The following is a 24,359-nucleotide window of genomic DNA, read 5'->3' on the forward strand; positions in this document are numbered from 1 at the left end:
CGGCGCGGAATCCTACGGTCATCCATAGGATTCCTATCGGGTCCCTTTCAGGACAGCGCAGGACAGGAGCGGGCGATGACCACCGAGCAGGCCAGGAAGACGGCCGAGGCGCTCAGCTACAGCACCGGATTCGGCAACGAGCACGGTTCGGAGGCGCTCCCCGGCGCCCTGCCGGAGGGCCGCAACTCGCCGCAGCGCGCCCCGCTCGGGCTCTACGCCGAGCAGCTCAGCGGCAGCGCGTTCACCGAGCCGCGGGCGCACAACCGCCGCTCGTGGCTGTACCGGATCCGCCCCTCGGCGGCCCACCCGCCCTTCGTCCGCACCGACAACGGCGCGGTGCGGACCGCGCCCTTCGCCGAGACCGTCGCGGACCCCAACCGGCTGCGCTGGAACCCGCTGCCGGACCCGGCGCCCGGCACCGACTGGCTGGCCGGCCTGTGGACCCTCGGCGGCAACGGCGACGCGACCCAGCGGACCGGCATGGCCGTGCACCTCTACCACGCCAACGCCTCCATGGAGCGGGTCTTCGGCGACTCCGACGGCGAGCTGCTGATCGTCCCCGAGCGCGGCGGCCTGCTCCTCCGCACCGAGCTGGGCCTGCTGGCCGCCCGCCCCGGCGAGGTGGCGCTGATCCCGCGCGGCGTCCGCTTCCGCGTCGAGCTGCTCGACGAGACCGCGCGCGGCTACGTCTGCGAGAACTACGGCACCCCCTTCCAGCTCCCCGACCTCGGCCCGATCGGCGCCAACGGCCTGGCCAACGCCCGGGACTTCCGCGCCCCCGTCGCCGCCTACGAGGACGTCGAGGGCCCGGTCGAGGTGGTCAACAAGTTCTGCGGCAACCTCTGGACGGCGACGTACGGCCACTCGCCGCTGGACGTCGTCGCCTGGCACGGCAACCACACCCCGTACGTCTACGACCTGCGCCGCTTCAACGTCATCGGCACGATCTCCTACGACCACCCCGACCCGTCGATCTTCACCGTGCTCACCGCGCCCTCCGACACCCCCGGCCTGGCCGGCGTCGACTTCGTGGTCTTCGCCCCGCGCTGGCTGGTCGGCGAGGACACCTTCCGGCCGCCGTACTTCCACCGGAACGTGATGAGCGAGTACATGGGCCTGATCGAGGGCGCGTACGACGCGAAGGCCGAGGGCTTCGTGCCCGGCGGCGGCTCGCTGCACAACATGATGTCGGCGCACGGCCCCGACCGGGAGACCTTCGACAGGGCCAGCGCGGCCGAGCTGAAGCCGCAGAAGATCGACGACGGCCTGGCCTTCATGTTCGAGACCCGCTGGCCGGTGACGGCGACCGCGCAGGCCGCCGGCGCCGACCACCTTCAGCGGGGCTACGACGACGTGTGGCAGGGTCTGGAGCGTCATTTCCGGCCGTAGGGTCCGCTTTCCGGCCGTAGAGTCCGCTCAGCCGTCCCACCGCGCCGTCGTACGGAGAACGCCGTGACCGCCTTCGCTCCCGACTCGCTGGTCCTGAACCGCAAGCTGCCGCTGTGGTACCAGGTCTCGCAGTCCCTGCGCGCCTCCATACTGGGCCGCACGCCCGACGCCTCGCTGCGGCTGCCCACCGAGGAGCAGCTCGCCGCGCACTACGGCGTCAGCGTGCTGACCATGCGCCAGGCGCTGAAGGAGCTGGAGGAGGAGGGGCTGATCAGCCGGCACCGGCGGCGCGGCACCTTCATCGAGCCGGGCGCCCGGCGCTCCACCCCGCGCCGGCTGCTCGGCTCGATCGACGCGATCGTGGCCCAGCAGTCCGGCGAGCGGACCACGGTCCTCGGCCACGGCCCGGAGCCGGTGCCCGGCGAGCTCGCCGAGTACTTCCCGGACGTGGCCGAGGTCGCGACCTACCGCCGGCTGCGCTCCGACGGCGAGAGCGGCGAGCCGACGAACTGGGCGGAGAACGCCGTACGGCCCGAGTTCGCCGCCGCGATCGACCCGGCGGACCTGGAGCGGTGGCCGATGACGAAGGTGCTGCGGGACGTCGTCGGGGTGCGGATCAGCCGGATCACCGACACGGTCGAGGCACGCCTCGCCGACCCGGAGACGGCGGAGCTCCTGCGGGTGCCGCTGCTCTCCCCGATCCTCCACTACACCGGCGTCACCTACGCCGAGGACGGCCGGGTCGTGGACGTCGCGCGCATCCGCTACCGCGGCGACCGCTTCTCCTTCACGGTGACGGTCGAGGCGCACTGACACCGCGCCGGCCGAGACGCACGGACACCGGACCGGCCGAGGCACACGGACACCATGCCGGCCGAGGCGCACGGACACCATGCCGGCCGAGGCGCACTGACGCCTGCGGACCGCGCTCGTTAGCATGCGGGGCGTGACAGAGGCTCCGCGGCGGCAGGCATCCCCACCGGACGACGACGCTCCCCTGCTCGACGAGCTGATGCCGTGGTCGGTGGCTCCGCTGCGGTTCGGCCGGGCGTGGGTCGTGGCGCCCGACGTCCGTACGCTGCGCGGGCGGTGGGACCGGCTGGTGGCCGCGGAGGGCGCGGAGCGGGAGGCGCTGTTCCGGCCGAGCCGGGCCAGGACGACGGGGACGGCGGTGGCCTCTCTGCCGGGGCAGCGGACCGGGACCGGGCGGTTCGCGCGCGAGTCCGGGCCCTGCCCCGAGCCGGTGCGGGTGCTGTCGGGGCCCTTCGACGAGCAGTGGCTGCTCCCCGACCACCGGCTGCTCGACACCGCCCGGCCCGAGCTGTGGCGGGTGGCGGGCGGGCCGCAGCTCTTCGCCGTGGAGCAGGGGTACGTGCCGGGGGCGGCCGGGCCGCCGCTGCTGGTGACCGGGGCGCTGCCCGAGGGGCGTTCCCCGGCGGGCCGCCCGGGCCGGATCAGGCCGCTGTTCCGGCGTCCCGGCGGCGAGGAGCCGAACCTGGCGCCCGGACTGCCGGGCTTCCTGCGGGAGCGGTACGGGCCGGTCGACCCGGTCGGGTGGCTCGCCTGGACCGTGGCGGCGGCGGTCCCCTCCCCCGCCGGCTGCCGGGTGCCGCTGCCGGCGGACCGGGAGGCGTGGGCGGCGGGCGTGGCCCTCGGCCGGGAGCTGTTGGACGTCCGGCTGCGGGGCGCGCTGACCGGGTCGCGGCCGCGGCTGCCGGGCGGGCGGCGCCCCTATGTGCGGGCGGCTCTCCCGCCGCGCCCGGAATCGCTCGCGTACGACTCCGAGGGCGAGGTCCTGGGCGTCGGCGAGGGCCGGATCTCGCCGGTCCCCGAGGCGGCGTGGGAGTACCGGGTGGGCGGGGTGCGGGTCCTGGAGCAGTGGTTCGCCCGCCGTACCGCGCCGGCCGAGCCGGGCTCGCTGGAGGCGATCGGGCCGTCCGCCTGGCCGCAGGAGTGGACCTCCGAACTCCTCGACCTGATCACCTCGCTGGCGCTGCTCGGGGCGCGCGAGGCGGAGCGCGCGCCGTTCACGGCCGGCGGCGGTCCGGGCCGGGCGGCGCTGCGCGCGGCCGGGGTGCTGCCGGTGCCGGACCGGGCGCGCCGGCCGGCGTCGGTGCTCGACCATCGGGAGGAGGGCCCGGGGGGCCAGTTCACGCTGGTGTGACGGGTCCCCGGGCCGGTCCCGCCGGGTCGAAGGAGTCGAGCAGCCGCGCGATCGTCATCGCGAAGATCTCCTCCGGGTCGGTGGGGGCGGCGGACTCGGCGAGCAGCGCGGCGAGGTGCGGGTAGCGTCCGCTCGCCACCTGGCCCATGAGGTAGGCGCCGCGCACGGCCTGTTCCTCCTCCTCGGTCCAGGGGAGGCCGCGGGCGCGTTCGGCGATGGCCTGTTCGTTGCGGACGGTGGCCATGACCGTGCCGTTGACCATCGCGATGAGCTGCATCCGGAGTCCGGCGGGCACGTCGAGCGGGGCCAGGCAGCCGAGGCACCACTCCAGGTAGCGCAGGGCGTTCGGGCTGAAGCCGTAGGCGGTGGTCATGACCCGGGTGAGCCACGGGTGCCGGTACATGATCGCGCGGGTCTGGTGGGCGAGGTCGGTCATGTCGGCGCGCCAGTCGCCGCTGGGCCGGTCGGGGAAGGCGTACTCGGCGCCGGCCGCGTCGACCATCAGCTCGTACAGGTCCTCCTTGCGGGGGACGTAGTTGTACAGCGACATGGTGCCGCAGCCGAGCTCGGCCGCGATCCGCCGCATGGAGACCGCGTCGATGCCGTCGGCGTCCGCGATGCGGACGGCCGCGTCGACCACGTCCTGCCTACTGAAGGCCGGTTTCGGGCCGCGGCCCGCGCGCTCGGGGCGCGCCCAGATCACTTCGGGTTCGGCCGCTCGGCCCGCCATCTCATCACCTCGCCTCCATCGTAGTTACGTACACCGTACGTAGTGGGGTACGGTGCCCTCATGACAACTACGTACGCTGTACTTAGTGAGGGTCTGGAGAAGCGGTACGGCGAGGTCCGCGCGCTCCGCGGACTCGACCTCGCGGTCCCCGAGGGCACGGTCTGCGGCCTCCTCGGCCCCAACGGCGCCGGCAAGACCACCGCCGTCCGGATCCTCACCACGCTCCTCGCGCCCGACGCCGGCAGCGCCCGGATCGCCGGCCACGACCTGGTCCGCGACCCGGCCGGGGTACGCCGCCGGATCGCCGTCACCGGTCAGTACGCCTCCGTCGACGGCGACCTCACCGGCGCCGAGAACCTCCGCCTCTTCGCCCGGCTGCTGCGGCTCCCGCGCGCCCGGGCCGACGAGCTCCTGGAGGAGTTCGGCCTCGCCGCGGCCGGGAACCGGCTCGCCCGCACCTACTCGGGCGGGATGCGCCGCCGCCTCGACCTCGCCGCCTGCCTGCTGGCACGCCCCTCGGTCCTCTTCCTGGACGAGCCGACCACCGGCCTCGACCCGCGCAGCCGGGAGGCCGTCTGGGACACCGTCCGGGGGCTCGCCGGCCAGGGCACCACCGTGGTGCTCACGACCCAGTACCTGGAGGAGGCGGACCGGCTCGCCGACGACATCGTCCTGATCGAGGACGGCCGGGCCGCGCACCGGGGCACCCCGGCCGAACTGAAGGCGCTCGTCGGCAGCCGGGCCGAGGTGGTCCTCGCCGGGCCCGGACCGCTGGAGCCCGCCGCCGCGGTCCTCGACCGGCTGACCGGCTCCGCCCCGGTCCTGGACGCCGAGCGCCGCACCGTCGGCGCGGTCACCACCGACCCCACCCTCACCCTGCCCCGGCTGGTCCGCGAGATCGACGCCGCCGGGATCCACATCGTCGACGCCTCGCTGCGTCCGCCCACCCTCGACGAGGTGTTCCTGCGCCTCACCGGACGGAAGGAGACCGCGGCGTGAACGCGCTCGCCCTCGAAGGGGCCGCCCTGACCGGCCGCAACCTCCGGCGGATCCGGCACGCCCCCGCCCTCACCGTCATGACGATGACGATGCCGATCGTCTTCCTGCTCTTCTTCGGCTACGTCCTCGGCGGGGCGCTCGCCGTGCCCGGCGCCGAGTACCGCTCCTTCCTCGTGCCGGGCCTGCTGGTCGCGACCGCCGCCGGCGGGCTGATGACCGGCATGTTCCAGGCCGCCCAGGACACCCACCGGGGCGTCACCGACCGGCTTCGGACCCTCCCGGTCGGCCGGGCCGCCGTGCCGCTCGGACAGGCCGTCGCCGACCTCCTGGTCAGCGCCGTCGGCATGGTCCCGCTGCTCCTGGTGGGGCTCGCCATGGGCTGGCGGATCGAGGGCACCGCCCTCGAAGCCCTCGGCGCCTTCGGCCTGCTGCTGCTCTTCCGCTCCGCCGCCACCTGGGCGGGGATCCTGCTGGGCCTCGCCTCCGAGAGCGAGGAGGCGGCGGGCCAGCTCGGCAGCGCCTCCTTCATGCTGCCGCTGCTCTCCAACGCGTACATCCCCACCGACGGCATGCCCGGCTGGCTGCGGACGGTCGCCGAGTGGAACCCGGTCTCCGCCGTCACCACCGCCGTGCGCGCGCTCTTCGGCAACGCCCCCGTGCCGGACGGCGCCGCCTGGCCGGTGGCCCACCCGGTGGCGGGCTCGCTGCTCTGGTCGCTCGGCCTGATCGCGGTCCTCGCCCCGCTCGCCGTCCGCCGGTACGCGCGCCGCTGAGCCGGCCGCCCCCGGCGGGAGCGTGATCCAGGTCCTGATGACAGCGGCCGTCCGGGCGCGGTAGGCAGACGGACATGAGCACTCAGCCACTCCCCCTGGACGGGATCACCGTCGTCTCCGTCGAGCAGGCCGTCGCCGCGCCCTTCGCCACCCGGCAGCTCGCCGACCTCGGCGCCCGGGTCGTCAAGGTCGAGCGCCCCGACGGCGGCGACTTCGCCCGCGGCTACGACACGGCGGCCCGGGGGCTGGCCTCGCACTTCGTCTGGTGCAACCGGGGCAAGGAGTCCGTCGCCGTCGACCTGAAGGACCCGCGCGGCCGGGAGCTCGTGGGGCGGCTCGTGGCGGACGCCGACGTCTTCGTGCAGAACCTCGCGCACGGGGCGGCGGCCCGGCTCGGCCTCGACGCCGCCACCCTCTGCGCCGCGCACCCCCGGCTGATCGCCGTGGACGTCTCCGGGTACGGCCCCGACGGCCCGTACGCGCACCGGAGGGCGTACGACATGCTGGTGCAGTGCGAGACCGGGCTCGTCTCGGTCACCGGCACCCCCGGACAGCCCGTCAAGTCCGGCATCCCGGCCGCCGACATCGCGGCCGGGATGTACGCGTACACGGGCGTCCTCGCCGCCCTCGTCCGGCGCGGCACGACGGGTCGGGGCGGCCCCGTGGAGGTCTCGCTGTTCGATTCCCTCGCCGAGTGGATGGGCCACCCCCTGCACCATGGGGCGCACGGAGGTACGCCCCCGGCGCGCACGGGGCTCGCGCATGCGGTGATCGCGCCCTACGACGCCTATCCGACGGCGGACGGGTCCCAGGTGCTGCTCTCGGTGCAGAACGACCGGGAGTGGCGGCGGCTCGCCGAGCGGGTCCTCGACCGGCCGGAACTCGCCGACGACCCGGCGTTCGCGACGAACGCGGCCCGGGTCGCGGGCCGGGCGGCGACCGACGCCGCCGTCGCCGCGGCGCTCGGCACGCTGTCGGCGGACGAGGCGGTACGGCGGCTGGACGCGGCCGGCATCGCCTGCGCGCGGCTCAACTCGGTGACGGAGCTGGTGCGTCACCCCCAGCTCGCGGCGCGGGACCGCTGGCGCCCGGTCGACTCCCCGGTGGGACCGCTGCCGTCCCTGCTGCCGCCCGTCGTCTTCCCCGGCGCCCCGGAGGCGCCGATGGGCCGCGTCCCGGCCCTCGGCGAGCACACGGACACGGTCCTGGGCGCGCTGGGCGTGCCGGCGCCGGAGGTGAGGGAGCTGCGGGCGGCCGGCGTGATCGCCTGACCGGGGCCGGTGGCCGGTGGCCGGCGGGCCGGGGCGGGTACGACGGAGCGCCGGACGGGCGGGGACTCGTCCGGCGCTCTCGGCGTGCGGGTGGGTACGGGCGGCGGACCGGGGCGGACGGAGCACGTCGGGGACGTGGGTCCGGATGCCCTGGTGCGCGCGGTGAGGTTCTAGTGGCGGGCGCCGAAGAGGGTGCGGCGCAGACGGCGGAGCGGGGCGAAGAGCGAGACGCGCGCGCGGCCGCCGTGCGGATCCTGGACCGGCGACTCGTGCCGACGTGCCGTCAGCTCCCGCATGAGCAGCGTCGCCTCGGCCGCGTCGCGCTGGGGCACGGCGGGACCGCCGAGCACCGCGAGGTGGCGGTCGAGCCGCGAACTGGTCGCACTGCTCCCGCAGGTGATGGCAGGCACTCGCGGCCTGCTGCGCATCGTTATCTGTTCCATGTCACTCCCCACCCGTACGAGGGCACCCGGCCCGGGCAGGTTAACCCTATCGCCCCACAGTGACACGCGTGTATCCCGCCGACGGGATTCACCGCACTCGTACGGGGGTTGACGCTCACTCTCCGAATCCGTCTGATTCCAGGGCGAGTTGGACAGGGTTCGAACACCTGCCGAACCGTCATGAACCATCCTGCCCTCCCGCCGTCCACCTGCGGCCCCGCACTCCGGTGTGATCTACGCCACCGAGGTCCGTTCGGGTGGGTCGCCACCCGGCGGGGGCGCGGCTACCGTGGGTCCATGACGCTGATCGCGGGCCGTTACCGGCTGCTCGACGCCCTCGCGGAGGGCGCGGCGGGGATCGTCTGGCGCGCCAGGGACGAGACGCTCGGCCGCGAGGTGGCCGTCAAGGAGGTGCACGCCCCGCCCGGGACGCCCGCGTCCGCGGAGCCGGCGCTGTACGCGCGGATCGAGCGCGAGGCGCGGGCCGCGGAGGCGATCTCGGATCCGGGCGTGGCCGAGGTGTACGACGTGGTCGTGGAGCGCGGCCGGCCGTGGATCGTGATGGAGCTGGTCCGCGGGCTGACGCTGGCGGAGACCCTGGAGGCGGACGGGCCGCTGCCGGACCGGGAGGCGGCACGGGTCGCCCTCGGCGTGCTCGCGGCGCTGCGGGCGGCGCGGGAGGCCGGTGTCCCCTATCGCGAGCTGGGCCCGGACCGGGTGCTGCTCGCCAACGACGGGCGGGTCGTGGTGACGGGCGTGGCGATCGGGACCCCGGCGTCGGGCGACGCGCCGGACGCGCCGCCGCCGGGCCCGGAGGAGGACCCCCGGTCACTGGGGGCGCTGCTCGGCCGGATGGTCGCCGATCCCCGCTCGGGGCCGCTCGCGCCGGTGGTGGAGGGGCTCGCGGACCGGGACGCGGGCGTGCGGGACGGGGCCGTACGGGAGCTGGAGCGCGTGGCCGGGGCCGGGGCCGGGGAGCAGTCGCGGGGGGACGCGGCGGCCGGGCGCTCGCCGGAGCGCGGGCCGGGGGGTCCGGAGGATCCGGAGCACGAGGCCCCGGGTGGTGTGCGCGGGGCGGGTACGGAGGAGCGCGCGGCCGCGGAGGGGCGGCGGGGTCCGCGGCGGGGCGTGGTGATCGTCGCCGGAGTGGTGGGACTGCTCGTGATCGTGGGGGCGCTGGTCTGGCACGCCGTCAGGGGCGGGGATCCGGGCGCCGGTCCGGGCGGGGGCGGGGCTTCGAGCACCGCTCCGGCCGTTCCCGGCGCCGCGGGTACGGGTGCGGAGGTGGGGGGACCCGCCGCTACGCCGCGCTCCTGAAGGTCGGCAGGTAGCCGCCCGACTGGCCGGCGGCCGTCGGGTGGTAGGACTCGCCGATGTTGAGCCAGTTGACGCTGTGCAGCCAGGCCGAGCCGGAGCAGATCTCGTGTCCGGTGAAGGCCGGGACGACGCTGGCGAAGGCGAAGCCGTGGTCGGCCGCGCGCTTGGCGACGGCCGCGTTGAGGTAGTCGGAGGCGCCGTTGATGGCCTTGCGCTCGGTCTCGCTGAGGCCGGCGATGCAGCTGCCGCCCAACTGGTAGAAGCGCGGGTAGCCGAGGACGACGACGCGGGCGGCCGGAGCCTTGGCGCGGATGGCGTTGTACACGGCGTCGAGCCGGGCGGGCAGCGTCGAGTCGACGTACCCCTTCGCCTGGTTCACCCGGTTGACGCACGTGCTCTCCGACTGGAGCACACAGGTGGTCATGACGTCGGCGAAGCCGGCGTCGTTGCCGCCGATGGTGATCGAGACGAGGTCGGTGGCGGAGGAGAGCGGGCCGAGCTGCTTGCCGGTGACGTCGGTGGTGACGGCACCCGAGCAGGCGGTGAAGGCGAAGGACGAGGGGGCGTTGGCGTTGGCCCAGAGGCGCGGGTAGGCCTTGGTGGAGCGCTTGCAGTCGCCGCTGGCGCTGTCGTAGCTGCCGGCGCCGACGCCGGAGGAGTACGAGTCGCCGAGGGCGACGTAGTCGAGGGCGGCGGACTCGGCGGCCTGTGCGGTTCCCGCCCCGGTGAGGGCGAGGACGGAACCGAGCAGGAGCGAGGACGCGAAGGCCGCGAATCGCGACAGTTTCATGGAACCTCCCTGTAGCAGGATCTCTGCGCTACCAGGAAGTAGCATCGGATCGGCCGCTCCGGAAGTGTTCATGTCAAAACTGACCCTGGAGAGTGAGTGAACATCCCTCAGGAACCGTCGGTTTCAGGACATCTGAGGGCCCGGATGCTTCTCTTCCGCTTTTTGCTCGGACGGGATCGCGACACGGACGCCCGCGTCCGCACAGGAACGCGACGGAACCCCACCATTCCCACCACCGGGTCGGATTGATCGAATCCGATCGGCAAGAGGGCTCTTACGAGCACCGTTCGCTCGCCAAAGTGCCAGAAACCGGGCCGCACAAGCGGGACTTGCCATACAGTCCCATTCATCAATACCGTCGTACATCTCACCCGCATCGGTCCATCGGCACAGCGGCTCAGGGGAGGCGCCGGCAACGCGATGGTCCCGGAGCGGGGCGCGGTAGGGGGGTGCCGTGCTCGGTGTGCCCACGCGCGCCGAGTCGCGGGTACCGCGCGGCCAGTCATGCCAACTCGCGGGTCTCGCAAGGAGATCGCTTCCGTGCGGGGATGGCGAGAACCCCCCTTTCGAACCGGACACACGATCGGGCCGCCCAGGGGTGGGCGGCCCACCGGACGAGAGGGAGACCGACCCATGAGCTCGTTCCTGCGCCCGGCCGTCACGGGCCATGAATTGACCGAGCCGAGTCGAATAGCGGCCCAGTACCGGGCCATCACATCCCATCTGGCGATCACTCCCCCGGTGAGTGTCGTCATTCCGGCGATGAATGAGGCAGAAAATCTTCCGTATGTGTTCCGGACACTGCCGGAATGGATTCACGAAGTCGTCCTCGTCGACGGAAATTCGACGGACGACACCGTCGAGGTGGCCAAGGAACACTGGCCCGGCGTCAAGGTCGTCAAGCAGGTCGGCAAGGGCAAGGGCGACGCCCTGATCAGCGGCTTCGCCGCCTGCACCGGAGACATCATCGTCATGGTCGACGCCGACGGATCGGCCGACGGACAGGAGATCGTCTCCTACGTCTCCGCACTCGTCGGCGGGGCCGACTTCGCCAAGGGCTCGCGCTTCGCGAACGGCGGCGGCACCGACGACATGACCGGTATCCGCCGGCTCGGCAACTGGGCGCTCTGCTCGCTCGTCAACCGCAAGTTCGGCGCCCGCTACACCGACCTCTGCTACGGCTACAACGCCTTCTGGAAGCACTGCCTCGACAAGATCACCCTCGACTGCACCGGCTTCGAGATCGAGACCCTCATCAACATCCGGGTCGTCAAGGCCGGCCTGAAGGTGCAGGAGGTCCCGAGCCACGAGTACCTGCGGATCCACGGCGTCAGCAACCTCAACGCGGTGCGCGACGGCCTCCGGGTCCTCAGGGTGATCCTCCGGGAGAAGCGCGTCCCGAAGGCCGCCAGGGCACTGCGCCGACCCGCCGCCTTCTCCGTCAACGTCCCCCGGGGAGAGGTCTCTTGAGCGACCGCTCGGCCCCGCCCCGCTTCTCGGTGGTGATCTGCGCCTACACGGAGGAGCGGTGGGGCGACACCCTCGCCGCCGTCGACTCCGTCCGGAAGCAGTCGCTGCCCCCGCTGGAGATCCTGCTCGTCGTCGACCACAACGAGCGGCTGCTCCACCGGCTCGCCGAGGAGTACGCGGACGACCGCGAGGAGGTGCGGGTGCTCGCCAACGCGGGTCCCCGCGGCCTCTCCTCCGGCCGCAACACCGGGATCGCCGCCGCCCGCGGCGAGTTCGTCGCCTTCCTCGACGACGACGCGGTGGCGGAGCGCGACTGGCTCCACCACCTGGCGGCCGGCTACGAGGACCCGGAGGTCGTCGCCGTCGGCGGGCGCACGCTGCCCGTCTGGGCCTCCGGCCGCCGGCCCGTCTGGTTCCCCGAGGAGTTCGACTGGGTCGTCGGCTGTACGTACCGGGGACTGCCCCCGGGCCGGGCGCGGGTCCGCAACGTGCTCGGCGGCAACGCCTCGTTCCGGCGCACCGCCTTCGACGCGGCGGGCGGCTTCGCCACCGGCATCGGCCGGGACGGCGACCGGCGCCCGCTCGGCTGCGAGGAGACCGAGCTCTGCATCCGGCTGGCCGGAGCGGTACCGGGCGCGGTCCTGCTCATCGACGACCGGGCGGTCATCCACCACAAGGTGCCGGCCGCCCGCGAGCGCTTCGCCTACTTCCGCACCCGCGTCTACGCGGAGGGCCTGTCGAAGGCCCTCGTCGCCCAGAGCGTCGGCGCCGGCAAGGGCCTGGAGTCCGAGCGGCGCTACACCAGTCGGGTGCTGCCCGCCGGAGTGCTGCGCGGGATGCGGGACACCCTGCTCGGCCGGCCGGGCGGCGCGGGCCGCGCCGGCGCCATCGTCACGGGCGTGGCGCTGGCCGCCGGCGGCTACGCCCTCGGCACCCTCCGCGCCCGCCGCGGCGGCTCCCCCACCTTCGCGTGGGGCCCGATCGTCCCGGAGGACGTACCCCGGGAGACCGGGGCCCCGGAGCCGAAGGGGGCGGCCGCGTGAGCACGACCCCCACGGGCGCGGGCCGCCGGGACGAGACGCCCGCCGCCGGGGCGGAGCCCGTACGCGGGGTGGCGGTCCCCGCCGGGGGCGGCGCCGCGCCCGAACCCGTGCCCATCCTCATGTACCACGCCGTCGCGCCCGAGCCGGCGGCCGCGACGCTGGGGCTGTCCGTGACGCCCGAGGCGTTCGCCGCGCAGATGGACGTGGTGGCCGGGCGGGGGTTCACGCCGGTCACCACGGCCGCGCTCGCCGCCGCCTGGCGGAGCGGCGCGGCGCTGCCCCCGCGGCCGGTGCTCGTCACCTTCGACGACGGGTACGAGGGCGTGCACCGGCACGCCCTTCCGGTGCTCGCGGAGCGCTCCTTCGCCAGCACCGTGTTCGTCACCAGCGGCTGGCTGCCCGGGCGGCACTCCACCGGCGGCGCCCTCGACACGATGCTCTCCTGGGGGCAGGTGCGCGAACTGGCCGCCGCGGGGGCCGAGATCGGCGGGCACAGCCACAGCCACCCGCAGCTCGACCAACTGGACGCGCGGCGACTGCGGTTCGAGGCGCTGCGCTGCCGGGAGCTGATCGGCGAGGAGCTCGGCGCCGCGCCCGACTCCTTCGCCTATCCGTACGGCTACTCCAGCCGCCGGGTGCGGGCCGCCGTCCGGGAGACGGGGTTCTCCCAGGCGCTCGCGGTCGGCAACGCGCTCGCCCGCCGCCGCCAGGGGCCGTACGCCCTGGAGCGGGTGACCGTGCGCCGCTCCACCACCCTCGCGGAGTTCGTCCACCTCCTCGAAGGGCGTGCCGTGGGCCGGACCTTCGCCGCCGACCGGGCGCTGACGAAGGGGTACGCGCTCGCCCGCAGGACCCGCGGCGCGCTGCGCGGACACTGGATCTGAACCCGGGCAAAACCCGGTGCGCCGCCCGGGCGGTTGGCGGATCATGGCGGCATGCCAGACACCCCCGCCGTACCGCCCGGGCCGCACAAGCCGCTGCCGGTCGTGGTCAACCTCGACGACAGCGACTCGCCGAACGACGTCATGGACGCGCTCTTCCTCGACCGGTTCACGACCGGGGAGCAGCCGCACGCGCACGGCCTCACCCTGGACCGGGCGAAGTCCGACGCGACGCTGCTGCCGCCCGGCGCCCGGGTGCTGTGGGGCGCGAAGGAGGAGGACCGCAGCTCCGTCCTGGCCGAGGGCGAGGGGTGGACGATCCTCTCCTCCCGCTGGAAGCACCGTGCCGACGTCACCGTGACGGCGACCGACCCGGAGCTCGCCGCGCGGGTCCTCGGCGAGGCGACGGAGGGCGCCAAGGACGAGCCGGAGCCCGAGCCCGAGGACGTCACGATGGGCTTCTGGTACCTGGCCCCGCAGCGCGGCCCGCGCCGGATGACCCGCCGGATCAGCGCCGACACCTGGGACGAGGCCCGGCCCAACTACACGGCGCCGGTGGCCGAGGCGATGGACCGGCTGATGAAGCTGACCCCGGAGGACGTCACCGGGCGGCTCCTGCTGCTGCACGGCCCGCCCGGCACCGGCAAGACCTCCGCCCTGCGCACCCTCGCCAGGTCCTGGCAGGACTGGTGCCAGGTCGACTGCGTGCTCGACCCCGAGCGGCTCTTCAACGACATCGGCTACCTGATGGACATCGCCATCGGCGAGGAAGGCGACGGCACGGAGAAGGAGCGGTGGCGGCTGCTGCTCCTGGAGGACTGCGACGAGCTGATCCGCGGCGGCGCCAAGGAGGCCACGGGCCAGGCGCTGTCCCGCCTCCTCAACCTGACGGACGGTCTGCTCGGCCAGGGCCGCAACGTGCTCGTGGGACTCACCACCAACGAGGACCTGGAGCGGCTGCACCCGGCGATCGTGCGCCCGGGCCGCTGCCTGGCCCGGATCGAGGTCGGACCGCTGACCCGGGCCGAGTCGGCGGCGTGGCTGGGGCGCGACGAGGACGTGCCGGGCGGGGGCGCCACGCTGGCCGAGCTGTTCGCGCTGCGGCGCGGGGCCTCCCCCACCGAACTGCCGGAACAGCGCTCCCCCGCCCCCGGCCTCTATCTGTGAGGGATCGGGGCCTTCGAGGGACCGGGACCCCTTGAGGGACCGGGACCCCTTGAGGGACCGGTGAGGGATCGGGCCCGCCGGGGAGCTTCCCGACGGGCCCGGGCCGTCACTCGGAGTCGTACGCGGCCCTGAGGGCGTCCCGCACGGCGGCCTCGGCCTCGTCCCTGGTGAGCCCCAGCCGGTAGGCCTCCTCGGCGTACTGCGCCGCGGCGGAGGCGGCCCGGCGGCTCGCGGCGTCACCGGCCGCCGCGACGAAGGTGCCGTGCCGGCCCCGGGTCTCGATGACCCCGTCGGACTCCAGTGCCTTGTACGCCTTGGCGACCGTGTTCGCGGCGAGCCCCAGCTGCTCCGCGAGTCCCCGGACCGTCGGCAGCTTGTAGCCGACCGGGAGTCTCCCCGACCGGGCGCGCTCCGAGATCTGGGCGCGCAGCTGTTCGTAGGGGGCGGTGGTGGACTGGTGGTCCACGTCGAGTGTCAGTGTCACCCACCCGATTCTGCCCCCACCCCACCGGAAAATGGGAGGCGGCAGCGCGGCCCCGCCCGTAGCGTGCGGCCCCATGACTGTGATCGTCCGTGACGTACGGCCCGAGGACGCCGAGGGTTTCGCCCGCGTCCGGCGCGCGGCCCTCCCCCACATGCTGGCCACCGCCGAACAGCTGGCCTTCGACTGGGCCCATGCCCATCCCGACTCCCACGGCCGGCCGCTGGTGGCGCTGACCGAGGACTGCGAGGTGATCGGGACCGCGCAGGTCTCGGTCGCCCACGACGCCCCGGAGCCCGGCATCGGCCGGCTCAACGTGTACGTGGATCCGGCCCGTCGGGGGCTCGGCGCGGGGACCCTGCTGGTGCGCACGGCCGAGGAGCACCTGGCCGAGCGGGGTGCGACGACGCTCTACAGCTGGGTCCTCGACGAGCCGGCGAACCGCGGCTACGCGGAGCGGCGGGGGTACGCGCCGAGCCGTTCCGCGTACTTCCTGCGGCTGGACCTGACGGCGGGGCTGCCGCCGCTGCAGGCGCCGCCGGCCGGTGTCGAGGTGGTGACGGCCGAGGAGTTCGCGGCGGATCCGCGGCCGGTCTTCGCGCTGGACGCGGCGACCACCGCCGACGAGCCGAGTGACGTGCCGACGGAGCTGGACGACTACGCGCACTGGCTGGAGACCGTCTGGAACCATCCGCTGCACGACCGGGCGCTGACGACGGTGGCGGTGGTGGACGGGGTGCCGGCCGCGTTCAGCGCCGCGCAGACCGACGGCCTCGGGCGGTACGCGACGGGGATGACGGGGACGGCCCCGGCCTTCCGCGGCCGCGGTCTGGCCAAGCTCGCCAAGAACGTGTCGCTGCACCGGGCGCGGGCGGCGGGCTGCGTGGAGGCGTTCACCGGGAACGACGCGGAGAACGGGCCGATGCTGGCGATCAACAAGTGGTTCGGGTACGAGATCGGGGCGACGGAGGTGCGTTATGTCAGGGCGCTCGGTTGAGGTGGCGCTGTGGAAGGCGGGGCGGCTGAAGATCCGCTATCCCGCCGAGGTGGTGACGGAGTCGGCGACGCGGCTCTCGGTGCGGGCCCCGTGGGCGGCGCCGGGGGTGCGGGACTTCGGGTTCGTGCGCTTCGAGCCGGGTGACGTCTTCGTCGAGCACTACTGGACCGACCGCTGGTACACGGTGAAGGAGGTCTGGTCGGCGGAGGGCGGGCTCAAGGGCTGGTACTGCGACATCACCCGGCCGGCCGGGTTCGGGGCGGCCGGGGTGACGGTCGAGGACCTGGATCTGGACCTGTGGGTGTCGGCGGACGGCAGCGAGGTGCTCCGGCTCGACGAGGACGAGTTCGCGGCGAGCGGGCTGGCCGTCTCGGACCCGGAGGCGGCCGAGCGGGCCGTGGCCGCCCTCGACGAGCTGGAACGGCTGGGCCGGAAGGGCCTGGTGGCACTGCTCGGCCGAGTCCGTCTCGATGGCTAGCCGAGGGTGACGGGGGCGTCCTCGACGGCGCGGAAGCCAGGGGCGGGGAGGCCGAGTCCGCCCTCGGGGGCGAGCTGCATGAGGGTGCCCTCGACGCGGGCCTCGCCCGGCTGGTAGGCGGGGTCCTTCACCACCGAGGTGTTGGTCCAGGTGCGGAGGAGCCCGTCGCAGACGGCCCGGGTGCCGCCGATCCCGGCGGAACGGTCCTGCTGGCGGAGGGTGGAGCTGACGAAGACCGGTCCGGCGCTGTCGTCGAGGCAGCGGTAGGTACCGGAGAGGGTGACCGTGCCGTCGGCGCCGAGGAGACCGGCCGGGTCGATCGTGAGGAAGTCCGCGAGCCGGCCGGCCGGGTCGACGGCGGAGGCGTCCGCCCCTCCCGCGTGGGCGAGAGGGGCGGCGGCCGCGGCGAGGAGCGCGGTGGCGGCGAGGGCGAGTCGGACGCGCATGGGGGGTGTCCCTTCGGGGTGGGGGGAGACTTTCGCCCGCCAGGGATACCGGATCCGGACTCCCCTTGTCCGAAACTCACTCCTTCATCGGCGCGTTGGGCCTTCTATATCGTCGTACGACTCCGCCGCTCGGGCCTCGGCGCGCCGGCGGGTCACCACCTTCCGCAGCGGCTGCCACACCAGCAGGAGCAGCACGATCGCGTAGACGGTCACCGAGAACGGGGTGTTCACCAGGCCGGTGACGGAGCCGTCGCTGATCTGGAGGGCGCGGCGCAGCTGCTGTTCGGCGGCCGGGCCGAGGATGACGCCGATGACCGCCGGCAGCACCGGCAGGCCGTAGCGGCGCATGCCGAGACCGAGGAGGCCGACCACCAGGAGGACGACCAGGTCGAGGGCCTCGCCGCCGACCGCGTACGCGCCGACGGCGGCGAAGAACAGGATGCCGGCGTAGAGGTACGGGCGCGGGATGCGCAGCAGCTTCGCCCAGACGGGCGCGAGCGGCAGGTTGAGCGCGAGCAGCAGGACCATGCCGACGAAGAGCGAGGCGATCAGGCCCCACACCAGCTCGGGCTCCCGCTCGAAGAGGAGCGGGCCGGGCTGGATGCCGTACTGCTGGAAGGCGGCGAGCATCACCGCGGCGACGGCGGTCGTCGGCAGGCCGAGCGTCAGCATGGAGACGAGGGTGCCGGCCGCGGAGGCGGAGGCGGCCGACTCCGGTCCGGCGACGCCCTCGATGGCGCCCTTGCCGAACTGCTCCTTGTGCCGGGAGAGCCGCTTCTCCGTCACGTACGACAGGAAGGTCGGGATCTCCGCGCCGCCGGCCGGGATCGCGCCGAACGGGAAGCCCAGGAACGGGCCGCGCAGCCACGGCTTCCAGGTGCGCCTCAGGTCCTCGCGGCCCAGCCACGGACGCCCGACGGGGACGGGCCGGCCGGAGGTGCGGCGCAGATGGGCGGCGACCCACAGGGCCTCGCCGATGGCGAAGAGGCCGACCGCGACGATGACGACGTCGACGCCGTCGGCGAGCTGGAGCGAGCCGAAGGTCAGCCGCTGCTGGCCGGTGAGCTGGTCGAGGCCGACCAGGCCGATGGTGAGGCCGACGAGCAGCGAGGCGACGCCGCGGATCCGGGAGGAACCGAGGACCGAGGTGACCGCGATGAAGGCGAGGACCATCAGGGCGAAGTAGTCGGGGGCGCCGATGTCGACGGCGAGGGCCGCGACGGTGGGGGCGAGGACGACCAGCAGCATCGTGCCGATCATGCCGCCGGCGAAGTGGCCGATGGCGGCGGCGGCGAGCGCCTGCGCGCCCCGCCCGGCCTTGGCCATCGGATGGCCTTCCATGGCGGCGACGACGGCCGCGCTCTCGCCGGGGGTGTTGAGCAGGATCGAGGTGGTGGAGCCGCCGAACATGGCGCCGTAGTAGATGCCGGCGAACATGATGAACGCGCCCGTCGGTTCGAGGCCGTACGTCACCGGGAGGAGCAGGGCGACGGCCATGGCGGGGCCGATGCCGGGCAGCACGCCGATCGCGGTGCCGAGGAGCACGCCGACGGCGGCCCACAGCAGGTTGACCGGGGTGAGGGCGGTGCCGAAGCCGTCCATCAGGGAGGTCAGGGATTCCATGGGTCAGAGCACTCCCATCAGCGGGCCGCCGGGCAGCGGAACGCCCAGCAGCCGGTCGAAGACGCCGTAGGTGAGGAGGGAGAGGGCGGCCGCGATCAGCGGGTCGCGGGTCAGGTGGCGGCTGCCGAGGGCGTGGGCCGCGCCCCAGAAGAGCAGGGCGCCGGAGACCGGGAAGCCCAGCGGGCCGATGAGGACGGCGAAGCCGAGGAAGACGCCCACGAGGAGGAGGACGGTGCGCCAGTCGGCGGGGGCCGCGAGGTCGACGTCCTCGCCGCCCTCGGCCTCGCCGCGGCCGCCGTGGAGCACGTCGAGGGCGAGGAGGACGGCCACGACGAGCAGGCCGCCGCCGACGAGGAGGGGGACCGTGGCGGGGCCGACGGGGCCGCGGGCGGAGACGTCGACGTCGAGGGTGAGGGCGTCGGTGAGGACGAGGACGCCGAGCAGGAGCAGCAGGGCGCTGACACCGAGCTCGGAGCGGTCCTTGAGCCGGTCCTTGAGCGGGGGCCTCGGGGGGGTGGTCACAGTCCGAGCTCCTTCAGCACCGTGTCGACGCGGGTGTTCTGTTCGGTGAGGAAGGCGCCGAACTCCTCGCCGGGCAGGAAGGCGTCGGTCCAGCCGTGGGTCTTCAGCGACTCGCGCCACTGGGGCGAGTCGTGCAGCTCGGTGACGAGGGTGACGAGCCGCTCCCGCTCGGCGTCGGTGAGGCCGGGCGGGGCGACGATGCCGCGCCAGTTGGTGAACTCGGTGTCGAGTCCGGCCTCGCGGAGGGTGGGGGCGTCGAGACCGGGGACGCGCTCGGCGCCGGTCACGGCGAGCAGGCGCAGCTCGCCGGCCTCGATCTGGTCGAGGTACTCGCCGACGCCGGAGACGCCGAAGGCGACCTTGGAGCCGAGGATGGAGGCGAGGAGCTCGCCGCCGCCGTCGAAGGGGATGTAGTTGACCTCCTTCGGCGGGATGCCGGCGGCCCGGGCCATCAGCATCGGCGCGAGGTGGTCGGGGCCGCCGGGCGAGGAGCCGCCGCCGACGGGCAGCTTCCCGGGGGCCTTCCTCCAGGCGGCCAGCAGCTCCTGGATGGTCGTGTACGGGGAGTCCTTGGAGACCACCACGATGTCCTGCTCCTCGGTGAGCCGGGCGATCGGGGTGGTGTCGGCGAGGGTCCTGGGGGTCTTGTTGGTGTGGACGGCGCCGACGACGCCGAGCCCCATCGACATGGCGATCCGGCCGTCGCCGCGCTCGCCGACGAGGCGGGTGAGGCCGACGGTGCCGCCCGCGCCGGGCAGGTTGAAGACCTCGATGTCGCCGGTGAGCCCGGCCTCCTCGGCGTTCTTCGCCGCGGTGCGGGCGGTGATGTCGTAACCGCCGCCGGGGGTGTTGGGGACCATGAACCGCAGGCCGGGAATGTCGGTGCCGGTGTCGGGGCCGCTGCCGGGGGTGAGCAGCGGCGGCCCCACGAGCACCAGCAGCGCCGCCCCGAGCAGGGCGAAGGGGGTGCGAAGACGCACGAGGCCGCCTCTCGGTGGTTGGGGGTGGATTCCGGGACGGGCCCGGGAGAAGTGAAGTGGGCCACATGTTGCCCGCGCGTGAGGAAGCTGTCGCGCTTCCGCAACCAACGGACGTTGTGGTCCTTGTGGTCGCGACCTACCGTGTCCGGCGTGACGAAGGTGCTGGTGGTCGACGACGACTTCATGGTGGCCAAGCTGCACAGCCGCTACGTGTCGGCCGTGCCGGGCTTCTCCGTCGTCGGTGTGGCGCACACCGGCGCGGAGGCGCTGCGCGCCGCCCACCGGCTCCGGCCCGACCTGCTCCTCCTCGACATCTTCCTGCCGGACATGGACGGGATCGGGGTGCTGCGCGAGCTGCGCGGGGCCGGTCTCTCGATGGACGCGCTCTTCATCACGGCGGCCCGGGACGCGGGCATGGTCCGGGCGGCGCTGCGGGCCGGCGCCCTGCACTACCTGATCAAGCCCTTCAACCAGGCCGCGCTCCACGAGCAGCTGCGGCACGTGGCCTCGCTGCGCACCCGGCTCGACGGTCTGGACGAGGCGCGCCAGGAGGACGTGGACCAGATCTTCGGCACCCGGCCGCGCGGCTCCCGCGAGCTCCCGAAGGGCCTGGCCGCGCACACGGCGGAGCTGGTGGAGGGCATCCTGCGCGCCCGTCCCGAGGGCCTCTCGGCCTCCGAGTGCGCGGAGGCCGGCTCGCTCTCCCGCGTCAGCGCCCGCCGCTACCTGGAGCACTTCGCCGCCACGGGCCGCGCCGAGGTGACGCTCCGGTACGGCGGCACGGGACGCCCGGAGCGGCGCTACCGCCCGGCGGGGTGAGGGCTGCCACGAGGAACGGGCGGCGGCGCGGTACCGGCGGAGCGGTCCCTCGGCGCGGACCGTCCACGGGTGCGCGGCACAGCGGCTTCCAACCGATCGCCGCCGCCTTCGCCGGGGCTTCCTGAGGGGGCTCTTTCCTGGGCCTTAAAGCGGTCCTAAGAATCGCCATCCGCCCTTCTCCTGGGCCTTCTTCGGCGATTCCGGGGGCTAGCGTGCGGAGCAACCCCCCACGTCCGAACCCTCGTCCCAGGAGTGTCCCCCCATGACGTCTCGCCGTACGGCCGCCGTCCTCACCGCCTCCGCCGCGGTCGCCTTCGCCGGGCTCGCCGGCTCCCCCGCCTTCGCGCACGGATCGATGACCGATCCGGTGAGCAGGGTCGCGGCCTGTTACGCGGAGGGGCCCGAGTCGCCGTCGTCGGCGGCGTGCAAGGCGGCGGTGGCCGCGAGCGGGCCGCAGGCGTTCTACGACTGGAACGGGGTGAACATCGCGAACGCGGCCGGGCAGCACCGGGCGCTGATCCCGGACGGGAAGCTGTGCAGCGCGGGCAACGACAAGTACAAGGGCCTCGACCTCGCCCGGGCGGACTGGCCGTCGTCGAGGCTCGCGCCCGGGAAGCACACCTTCCGGTACAAGGGGACGGCGCCGCACAAGGGTTCGTTCGCGCTGTACGTGACGAAGGACGGGTACGACCCCACGCGGCCGCTGAAGTGGTCCGACCTGGAGGCGGAGCCGTTCGTGACGGTGACCGATCCCGGGATGCGGGACGGCGACTACGTCTTCGAGGGGACGGTGCCGGCGAAGTCGGGCCGCCACCTGATCTACTCGATCTGGCAGCGGTCCGACTCCCCCGAGGCGTTCTACACCTGCTCCGACGTGGTGTTCGGGTCGGAGCAGCAGGGCGGCGGGGGTACGGCTCCGACGGCGCCGGCCACCGCGTCGACCGTGCCGTCGGCCACCGCTCCGTCCTCTTCGGCGCCGGCCGCCCCGGCCCCGTCCGCCGCCGCGCCGACCGCTTCCGCGCCCTCCGACGAGCAGATCGAGGAGGGCCGGGAGCACTCGACGGTCGAGCACGGCGGGCACGGTGACGCCGACGCGTCCACCGGCCCGGAGGCGGCGGCGACGTCGGCCCCGCCCGCGCCCGCCCCCGCCGGTGGGGCCGTGGAGCTGGCTGAGACCGGCGGGGACGGCGCCACGCCGTATCTCGCGCTGGGCGGTGCCGGTGTGCTGGCGACCGGCGCGGCGGTGCTGTTCGGGGCGACGCGGCGGCGGACCCGGCGGGGCTGAGCCGCCGGGGTCGAGCGGCTAGCCGATCACCGACAGACAGGTGGTCGGGGTGGCGTGGGCCGGGTCGAGGGCGTTGGCGACCTCGTGGAAGGCGACCCGGTCCACCGTGCCGATGGCCACATGCTCGGAGAGGTCGAGCGCGCACTTGTCCTGGATGAGGACGTTGGTGACGTCCGGTCCGGAGAGGAACTGCGAGCGGTAGGGCGTGACCACCTCGTCGTACCGGGTCGCGATGACGTGGTAGCGGACGCCGGGCACGGTGTCGCCGCCCGCGTTGAGCTTCGTGAGGAAGGCCGAGCCGGCGATCTGGTCGGCGAGGCCCGGGGTGGACGCCTTGATCAGGTCCTCGGCTCCGGGGAAGTGCGGGAGGAGCTTGGTGAGGCCGAGCAGGGTGGTGCCGTGGTTGTCGGGGGCGATGCCGACGAGCGCGTTCACCTTCTCGGCGCCGCCGAGGAACTTGAGGTACCAGCGGGGCATCATGCCGCCCTGGGAGTGGCCGACGAGGTCGGCCTCGGGGACGCCGGTGGCGGCGAGGACCCGGTCGACGAAGGCGTCGAGCTGTCCGGCGGACCGCTCGATGGGGCCGAGGCCGTGGAAGAAGGGCACGTTCGGCAGCTGCCCGTAGTCGAGCGAGTAGACGCAGTAGCCGCGGTTCACCAGGTACGGGGCGAGGGCGAGCCAGTTGTCGACGGAGTTCCCGAGGGTTCCGTGGACGAGGACGACCGGGCGCGGGTGGGCGGCGGAGGGCTTGCAGGACCAGTCGTTCCAGCCCCGGCTCGGCGCGGCGGCCTGGGCGGTGGCGGTGGGGGCGAGGACGGCGGCGACGGCCAGGAGCAGGACGGACAGGACTCTGGCGAGGTGCTTCCAGGGGGTCCGGTCGCGGGAGGTCCGGGGGGTGCGGGGGTCGTGGTCGTTCCGGGGCAGCATCGGGCGATCTCCTTGCGGCTCAAGGGGATGGTGGGGGTGCTGTGCCCTGCGGTCCGGACCACAAGTGGGGATGCTCTTCAGCCAAGTTACGCACGGGTGTTACCGACTGGGAAGTTACGCGTCGGTAAAAACTGGCGCGTCGTCAGCACCCCTCCCCCACGGGCGCGTTCAGGCCGCCGGAGAGCCCGGCACGACAGCCCCTTTCGAACATGAGTACGACATGAAGGGCGGGGTGCCACCCTCAGCCGTTCGGCCCCCTCCCACCTGCGGAGACGGCCCCCTCGCCGGAACCTGGGGGGCATGAGTCTCGTCGACGAACTGAAAAGCGCCGTCACCCCCCGAGCCGCCCTGCTCGTCGTCGGGGTCTTCGCCCTCCAGCTCCTCTTCATCACCTCGTACGTCGGGGCCCTGCACAACCCGAAACCGAGCGACGTGCCCTTCGGTGTGGTCGCGCCCCAGCAGGTGTCCGCCACCCTCGTCGGCGAGCTGGAGAAGCTGCCCGGCGACCCGCTCGACCCGCGGGCGGTCGCCGACGCGGACGAGGCCCGGGACAAGATCCTGGACCGGGAGATCGACGGGGCCCTGATCGTGAACCCGGCGAGCCGCACCGACACCCTGCTCGTCGCCTCCGGCGGCGGCACCGTGCTCTCGTCCTCCCTGGAGAAGATCTTCACCCAGGTGGAGGCGGCCCAGCGGCGGGAGGTGCGGACGGTCGACGTGGCCCCCGCCTCGCCGCAGGACTTCGACGGGCTCTCGGCCTTCTACCTGGTGGTCGGCTGGTGCGTGGGCGGCTACATCTGCGCCGCGATCCTCGCCATCAGCGCCGGCTCCCGGCCGGCCAACCGCGAGCGGGCGATCATCCGGCTCGGCGTCCTCGCGCTCTACTCGGTCCTCGGCGGCCTGGGCGGCGCGATCATCGTCGGCCCGATCCTGGGCGCCCTGCCCGGCTCCGTCGCCGCCCTGTGGGGGCTCGGCACCCTGGTCGTCTTCGCGGTCGGCGCGGCCACCCTCGCCCTCCAGTCGGTCTTCGGGATCGTCGGCATCGGCCTGGCGATCCTGCTCGTCGTCGTCCTCGGCAACCCCAGCGCCGGCGGCGCCTTCCCCGCGCCGATGCTGCCGCCGTTCTGGAAGGCGATCGGCCCGGCCCTGCCGCCGGGCGCCGGCACCTGGGCGGCGCGCTCGATCGCGTACTTCAAGGGCAACGACATGACCGCCTCGATGCTGGTGCTCTCCGCCTGGGCGGTGGTCGGCAGCGTGGTCACGCTGGTGATGTCCTCGCTGAAGCGGAAGCCGGAGAGCGAGCCGATCGCCGCGGAGGTGGGCGAGGCCAGGGCCTGATCCCCGCCCCTGTCCATGCGCGGGCC

25 protein-coding genes are annotated in these 24,359 nt (G+C 74.1%); 16 read left to right on the forward strand and 9 right to left on the reverse strand.

Annotated features, from left to right (window positions below):
• Positions 1–75: 75 nt before the first annotated feature.
• From hmgA to ACFQ8C_RS22325, 3 genes are all read left to right on the forward strand, one after another.
• Positions 76–1,389 carry a homogentisate 1,2-dioxygenase gene (gene hmgA, locus ACFQ8C_RS22315; RefSeq protein ID WP_383460257.1) on the forward strand — a complete coding sequence of 438 codons (1,314 nt, stop codon included), beginning with the start codon at positions 76–78 and terminating at the stop codon, positions 1,387–1,389.
• 63 nt (positions 1,390–1,452) lie between these two features.
• Positions 1,453–2,202, forward strand: coding sequence for a GntR family transcriptional regulator (locus ACFQ8C_RS22320; RefSeq protein ID WP_383460260.1), 750 nt, complete (start codon positions 1,453–1,455; stop codon positions 2,200–2,202).
• Between the two features lie 124 nt (positions 2,203–2,326).
• Positions 2,327–3,553, forward strand: coding sequence for a type ISP restriction/modification enzyme (locus ACFQ8C_RS22325; RefSeq protein WP_383460262.1), 1,227 nt, complete (start codon positions 2,327–2,329; stop codon positions 3,551–3,553).
• Here the strand turns inward: ACFQ8C_RS22325 and ACFQ8C_RS22330 are convergent.
• Positions 3,540–4,283 (reverse strand): TetR/AcrR family transcriptional regulator, encoded by a 744-nt coding sequence (locus ACFQ8C_RS22330; RefSeq protein WP_383460264.1) that lies wholly within the window; start codon positions 4,281–4,283, stop codon positions 3,540–3,542. The two genes, ACFQ8C_RS22325 and ACFQ8C_RS22330, sit on opposite strands and share 14 nt — an antisense overlap.
• A gap of 60 nt (positions 4,284–4,343) precedes the next feature.
• Between ACFQ8C_RS22330 and ACFQ8C_RS22335 the strand changes: the two genes are divergently transcribed.
• From ACFQ8C_RS22335 to ACFQ8C_RS22345, 3 genes are all read left to right on the forward strand, one after another.
• On the forward strand, positions 4,344–5,282 hold the full coding sequence (locus ACFQ8C_RS22335; protein ID WP_383460266.1) for an ATP-binding cassette domain-containing protein: 939 nt from the start codon (positions 4,344–4,346) through the stop codon (positions 5,280–5,282).
• Complete coding sequence (locus ACFQ8C_RS22340) at positions 5,279–6,055, forward strand: ABC transporter permease (RefSeq protein WP_383460268.1); 777 nt, start codon at positions 5,279–5,281, stop codon at positions 6,053–6,055. The genes ACFQ8C_RS22335 and ACFQ8C_RS22340 overlap by 4 nt, the downstream gene beginning before the upstream one ends.
• A 74-nt stretch (positions 6,056–6,129) precedes the next feature.
• A complete protein-coding gene (locus ACFQ8C_RS22345; RefSeq protein ID WP_383460270.1) occupies positions 6,130–7,326 on the forward strand; it encodes a CaiB/BaiF CoA transferase family protein in 1,197 nt (398 codons plus the stop codon).
• A gap of 170 nt (positions 7,327–7,496) precedes the next feature.
• Here ACFQ8C_RS22345 and ACFQ8C_RS22350 read toward each other — a convergent pair whose 3' ends face one another.
• Complete coding sequence (locus tag ACFQ8C_RS22350) at positions 7,497–7,769, reverse strand: hypothetical protein (RefSeq protein WP_383460273.1); 273 nt, start codon at positions 7,767–7,769, stop codon at positions 7,497–7,499.
• A gap of 297 nt (positions 7,770–8,066) precedes the next feature.
• On the opposite strand from ACFQ8C_RS22350, the gene ACFQ8C_RS22355 reads away from it, so the two are divergent.
• Positions 8,067–9,086 carry a protein kinase gene (locus ACFQ8C_RS22355; RefSeq protein ID WP_383460275.1) on the forward strand — a complete coding sequence of 340 codons (1,020 nt, stop codon included), beginning with the start codon at positions 8,067–8,069 and terminating at the stop codon, positions 9,084–9,086.
• Here the strand turns inward: ACFQ8C_RS22355 and ACFQ8C_RS22360 are convergent.
• Positions 9,070–9,876, reverse strand: a complete 807-nt coding sequence (locus ACFQ8C_RS22360; RefSeq protein WP_383460278.1) for an SGNH/GDSL hydrolase family protein — start codon at positions 9,874–9,876, stop codon at positions 9,070–9,072. The two genes, ACFQ8C_RS22355 and ACFQ8C_RS22360, sit on opposite strands and share 17 nt — an antisense overlap.
• A gap of 633 nt (positions 9,877–10,509) precedes the next feature.
• Between ACFQ8C_RS22360 and ACFQ8C_RS22365 the strand changes: the two genes are divergently transcribed.
• The 4 genes from ACFQ8C_RS22365 to ACFQ8C_RS22380 all read left to right on the forward strand — a co-directional run bounded on the left by ACFQ8C_RS22365 (position 10,510) and on the right by ACFQ8C_RS22380 (position 14,437).
• Positions 10,510–11,346 (forward strand): glycosyltransferase family 2 protein, encoded by an 837-nt coding sequence (locus ACFQ8C_RS22365; protein ID WP_383460281.1) that lies wholly within the window; start codon positions 10,510–10,512, stop codon positions 11,344–11,346.
• Positions 11,343–12,389, forward strand: a complete 1,047-nt coding sequence (locus ACFQ8C_RS22370) for a glycosyltransferase family 2 protein (protein WP_383460284.1) — start codon at positions 11,343–11,345, stop codon at positions 12,387–12,389. The genes ACFQ8C_RS22365 and ACFQ8C_RS22370 overlap by 4 nt, the downstream gene beginning before the upstream one ends.
• 119 nt (positions 12,390–12,508) lie before the next feature.
• Entirely contained in the window at positions 12,509–13,273 is a 765-nt protein-coding gene (locus ACFQ8C_RS22375) for a polysaccharide deacetylase family protein (RefSeq protein ID WP_383460321.1), read from the forward strand.
• 51 nt (positions 13,274–13,324) lie between these two features.
• Entirely contained in the window at positions 13,325–14,437 is a 1,113-nt protein-coding gene (locus tag ACFQ8C_RS22380; protein ID WP_383460286.1) for a DUF5925 domain-containing protein, read from the forward strand.
• A gap of 106 nt (positions 14,438–14,543) precedes the next feature.
• Here the strand turns inward: ACFQ8C_RS22380 and ACFQ8C_RS22385 are convergent, their stop codons facing one another.
• Entirely contained in the window at positions 14,544–14,921 is a 378-nt protein-coding gene (locus ACFQ8C_RS22385) for a GntR family transcriptional regulator (protein WP_383460289.1), read from the reverse strand.
• A gap of 73 nt (positions 14,922–14,994) precedes the next feature.
• Here ACFQ8C_RS22385 and ACFQ8C_RS22390 point away from each other — a divergent pair, with 73 nt between their 5' ends.
• Positions 14,995–15,915 (forward strand): GNAT family N-acetyltransferase, encoded by a 921-nt coding sequence (locus ACFQ8C_RS22390; protein ID WP_383460292.1) that lies wholly within the window; start codon positions 14,995–14,997, stop codon positions 15,913–15,915.
• Complete coding sequence (locus ACFQ8C_RS22395; protein WP_383460295.1) at positions 15,896–16,393, forward strand: DUF402 domain-containing protein; 498 nt, start codon at positions 15,896–15,898, stop codon at positions 16,391–16,393. Before ACFQ8C_RS22390 ends, ACFQ8C_RS22395 begins: the two co-directional genes overlap by 20 nt.
• Here the strand turns inward: ACFQ8C_RS22395 and ACFQ8C_RS22400 are convergent.
• The 4 genes from ACFQ8C_RS22400 to ACFQ8C_RS22415 form a co-directional block, all read right to left on the reverse strand.
• The gene (locus ACFQ8C_RS22400; protein ID WP_383460298.1) at positions 16,390–16,839 is read right to left on the reverse strand and encodes a DUF6299 family protein; all 450 of its coding nucleotides are present in this window, start codon (positions 16,837–16,839) and stop codon (positions 16,390–16,392) included. The genes ACFQ8C_RS22395 and ACFQ8C_RS22400 overlap by 4 nt on opposite strands.
• A gap of 84 nt (positions 16,840–16,923) precedes the next feature.
• Entirely contained in the window at positions 16,924–18,462 is a 1,539-nt protein-coding gene (locus ACFQ8C_RS22405) for a tripartite tricarboxylate transporter permease (protein WP_383460301.1), read from the reverse strand.
• A gap of 3 nt (positions 18,463–18,465) precedes the next feature.
• Positions 18,466–18,984, reverse strand: coding sequence for a tripartite tricarboxylate transporter TctB family protein (locus tag ACFQ8C_RS22410; protein WP_383460304.1), 519 nt, complete (start codon positions 18,982–18,984; stop codon positions 18,466–18,468).
• Positions 18,981–19,964, reverse strand: coding sequence for a Bug family tripartite tricarboxylate transporter substrate binding protein (locus ACFQ8C_RS22415; protein WP_383460306.1), 984 nt, complete (start codon positions 19,962–19,964; stop codon positions 18,981–18,983). Before ACFQ8C_RS22415 ends, ACFQ8C_RS22410 begins: the two co-directional genes overlap by 4 nt.
• Before the next feature lie 150 nt (positions 19,965–20,114).
• Here ACFQ8C_RS22415 and ACFQ8C_RS22420 point away from each other — a divergent pair, with 150 nt between their 5' ends.
• Together ACFQ8C_RS22420 and ACFQ8C_RS22425 are read left to right on the forward strand one after the other, a co-directional pair.
• Positions 20,115–20,783, forward strand: coding sequence for a response regulator (locus ACFQ8C_RS22420; RefSeq protein ID WP_383460309.1), 669 nt, complete (start codon positions 20,115–20,117; stop codon positions 20,781–20,783).
• Between the two features lie 262 nt (positions 20,784–21,045).
• A complete protein-coding gene (locus ACFQ8C_RS22425; RefSeq protein WP_383460312.1) occupies positions 21,046–22,068 on the forward strand; it encodes a lytic polysaccharide monooxygenase in 1,023 nt (340 codons plus the stop codon).
• An 18-nt stretch (positions 22,069–22,086) separates the two neighbouring features.
• Here ACFQ8C_RS22425 and ACFQ8C_RS22430 read toward each other — a convergent pair whose 3' ends face one another.
• Positions 22,087–22,995: an esterase/lipase family protein gene (locus ACFQ8C_RS22430; RefSeq protein WP_383460315.1), complete on the reverse strand. Its 909-nt coding sequence runs from the start codon at positions 22,993–22,995 to the stop codon at positions 22,087–22,089.
• 300 nt (positions 22,996–23,295) lie between these two features.
• On the opposite strand from ACFQ8C_RS22430, the gene ACFQ8C_RS22435 reads away from it, so the two are divergent.
• Positions 23,296–24,333, forward strand: a complete 1,038-nt coding sequence (locus ACFQ8C_RS22435) for an ABC transporter permease (protein ID WP_383460318.1) — start codon at positions 23,296–23,298, stop codon at positions 24,331–24,333.
• Positions 24,334–24,359 lie beyond the last annotated feature (26 nt).

Source organism: Streptomyces sp. NPDC056503 (assembly GCF_042794995.1).
Taxonomy (GTDB): domain Bacteria; phylum Actinomycetota; class Actinomycetes; order Streptomycetales; family Streptomycetaceae; genus Streptomyces.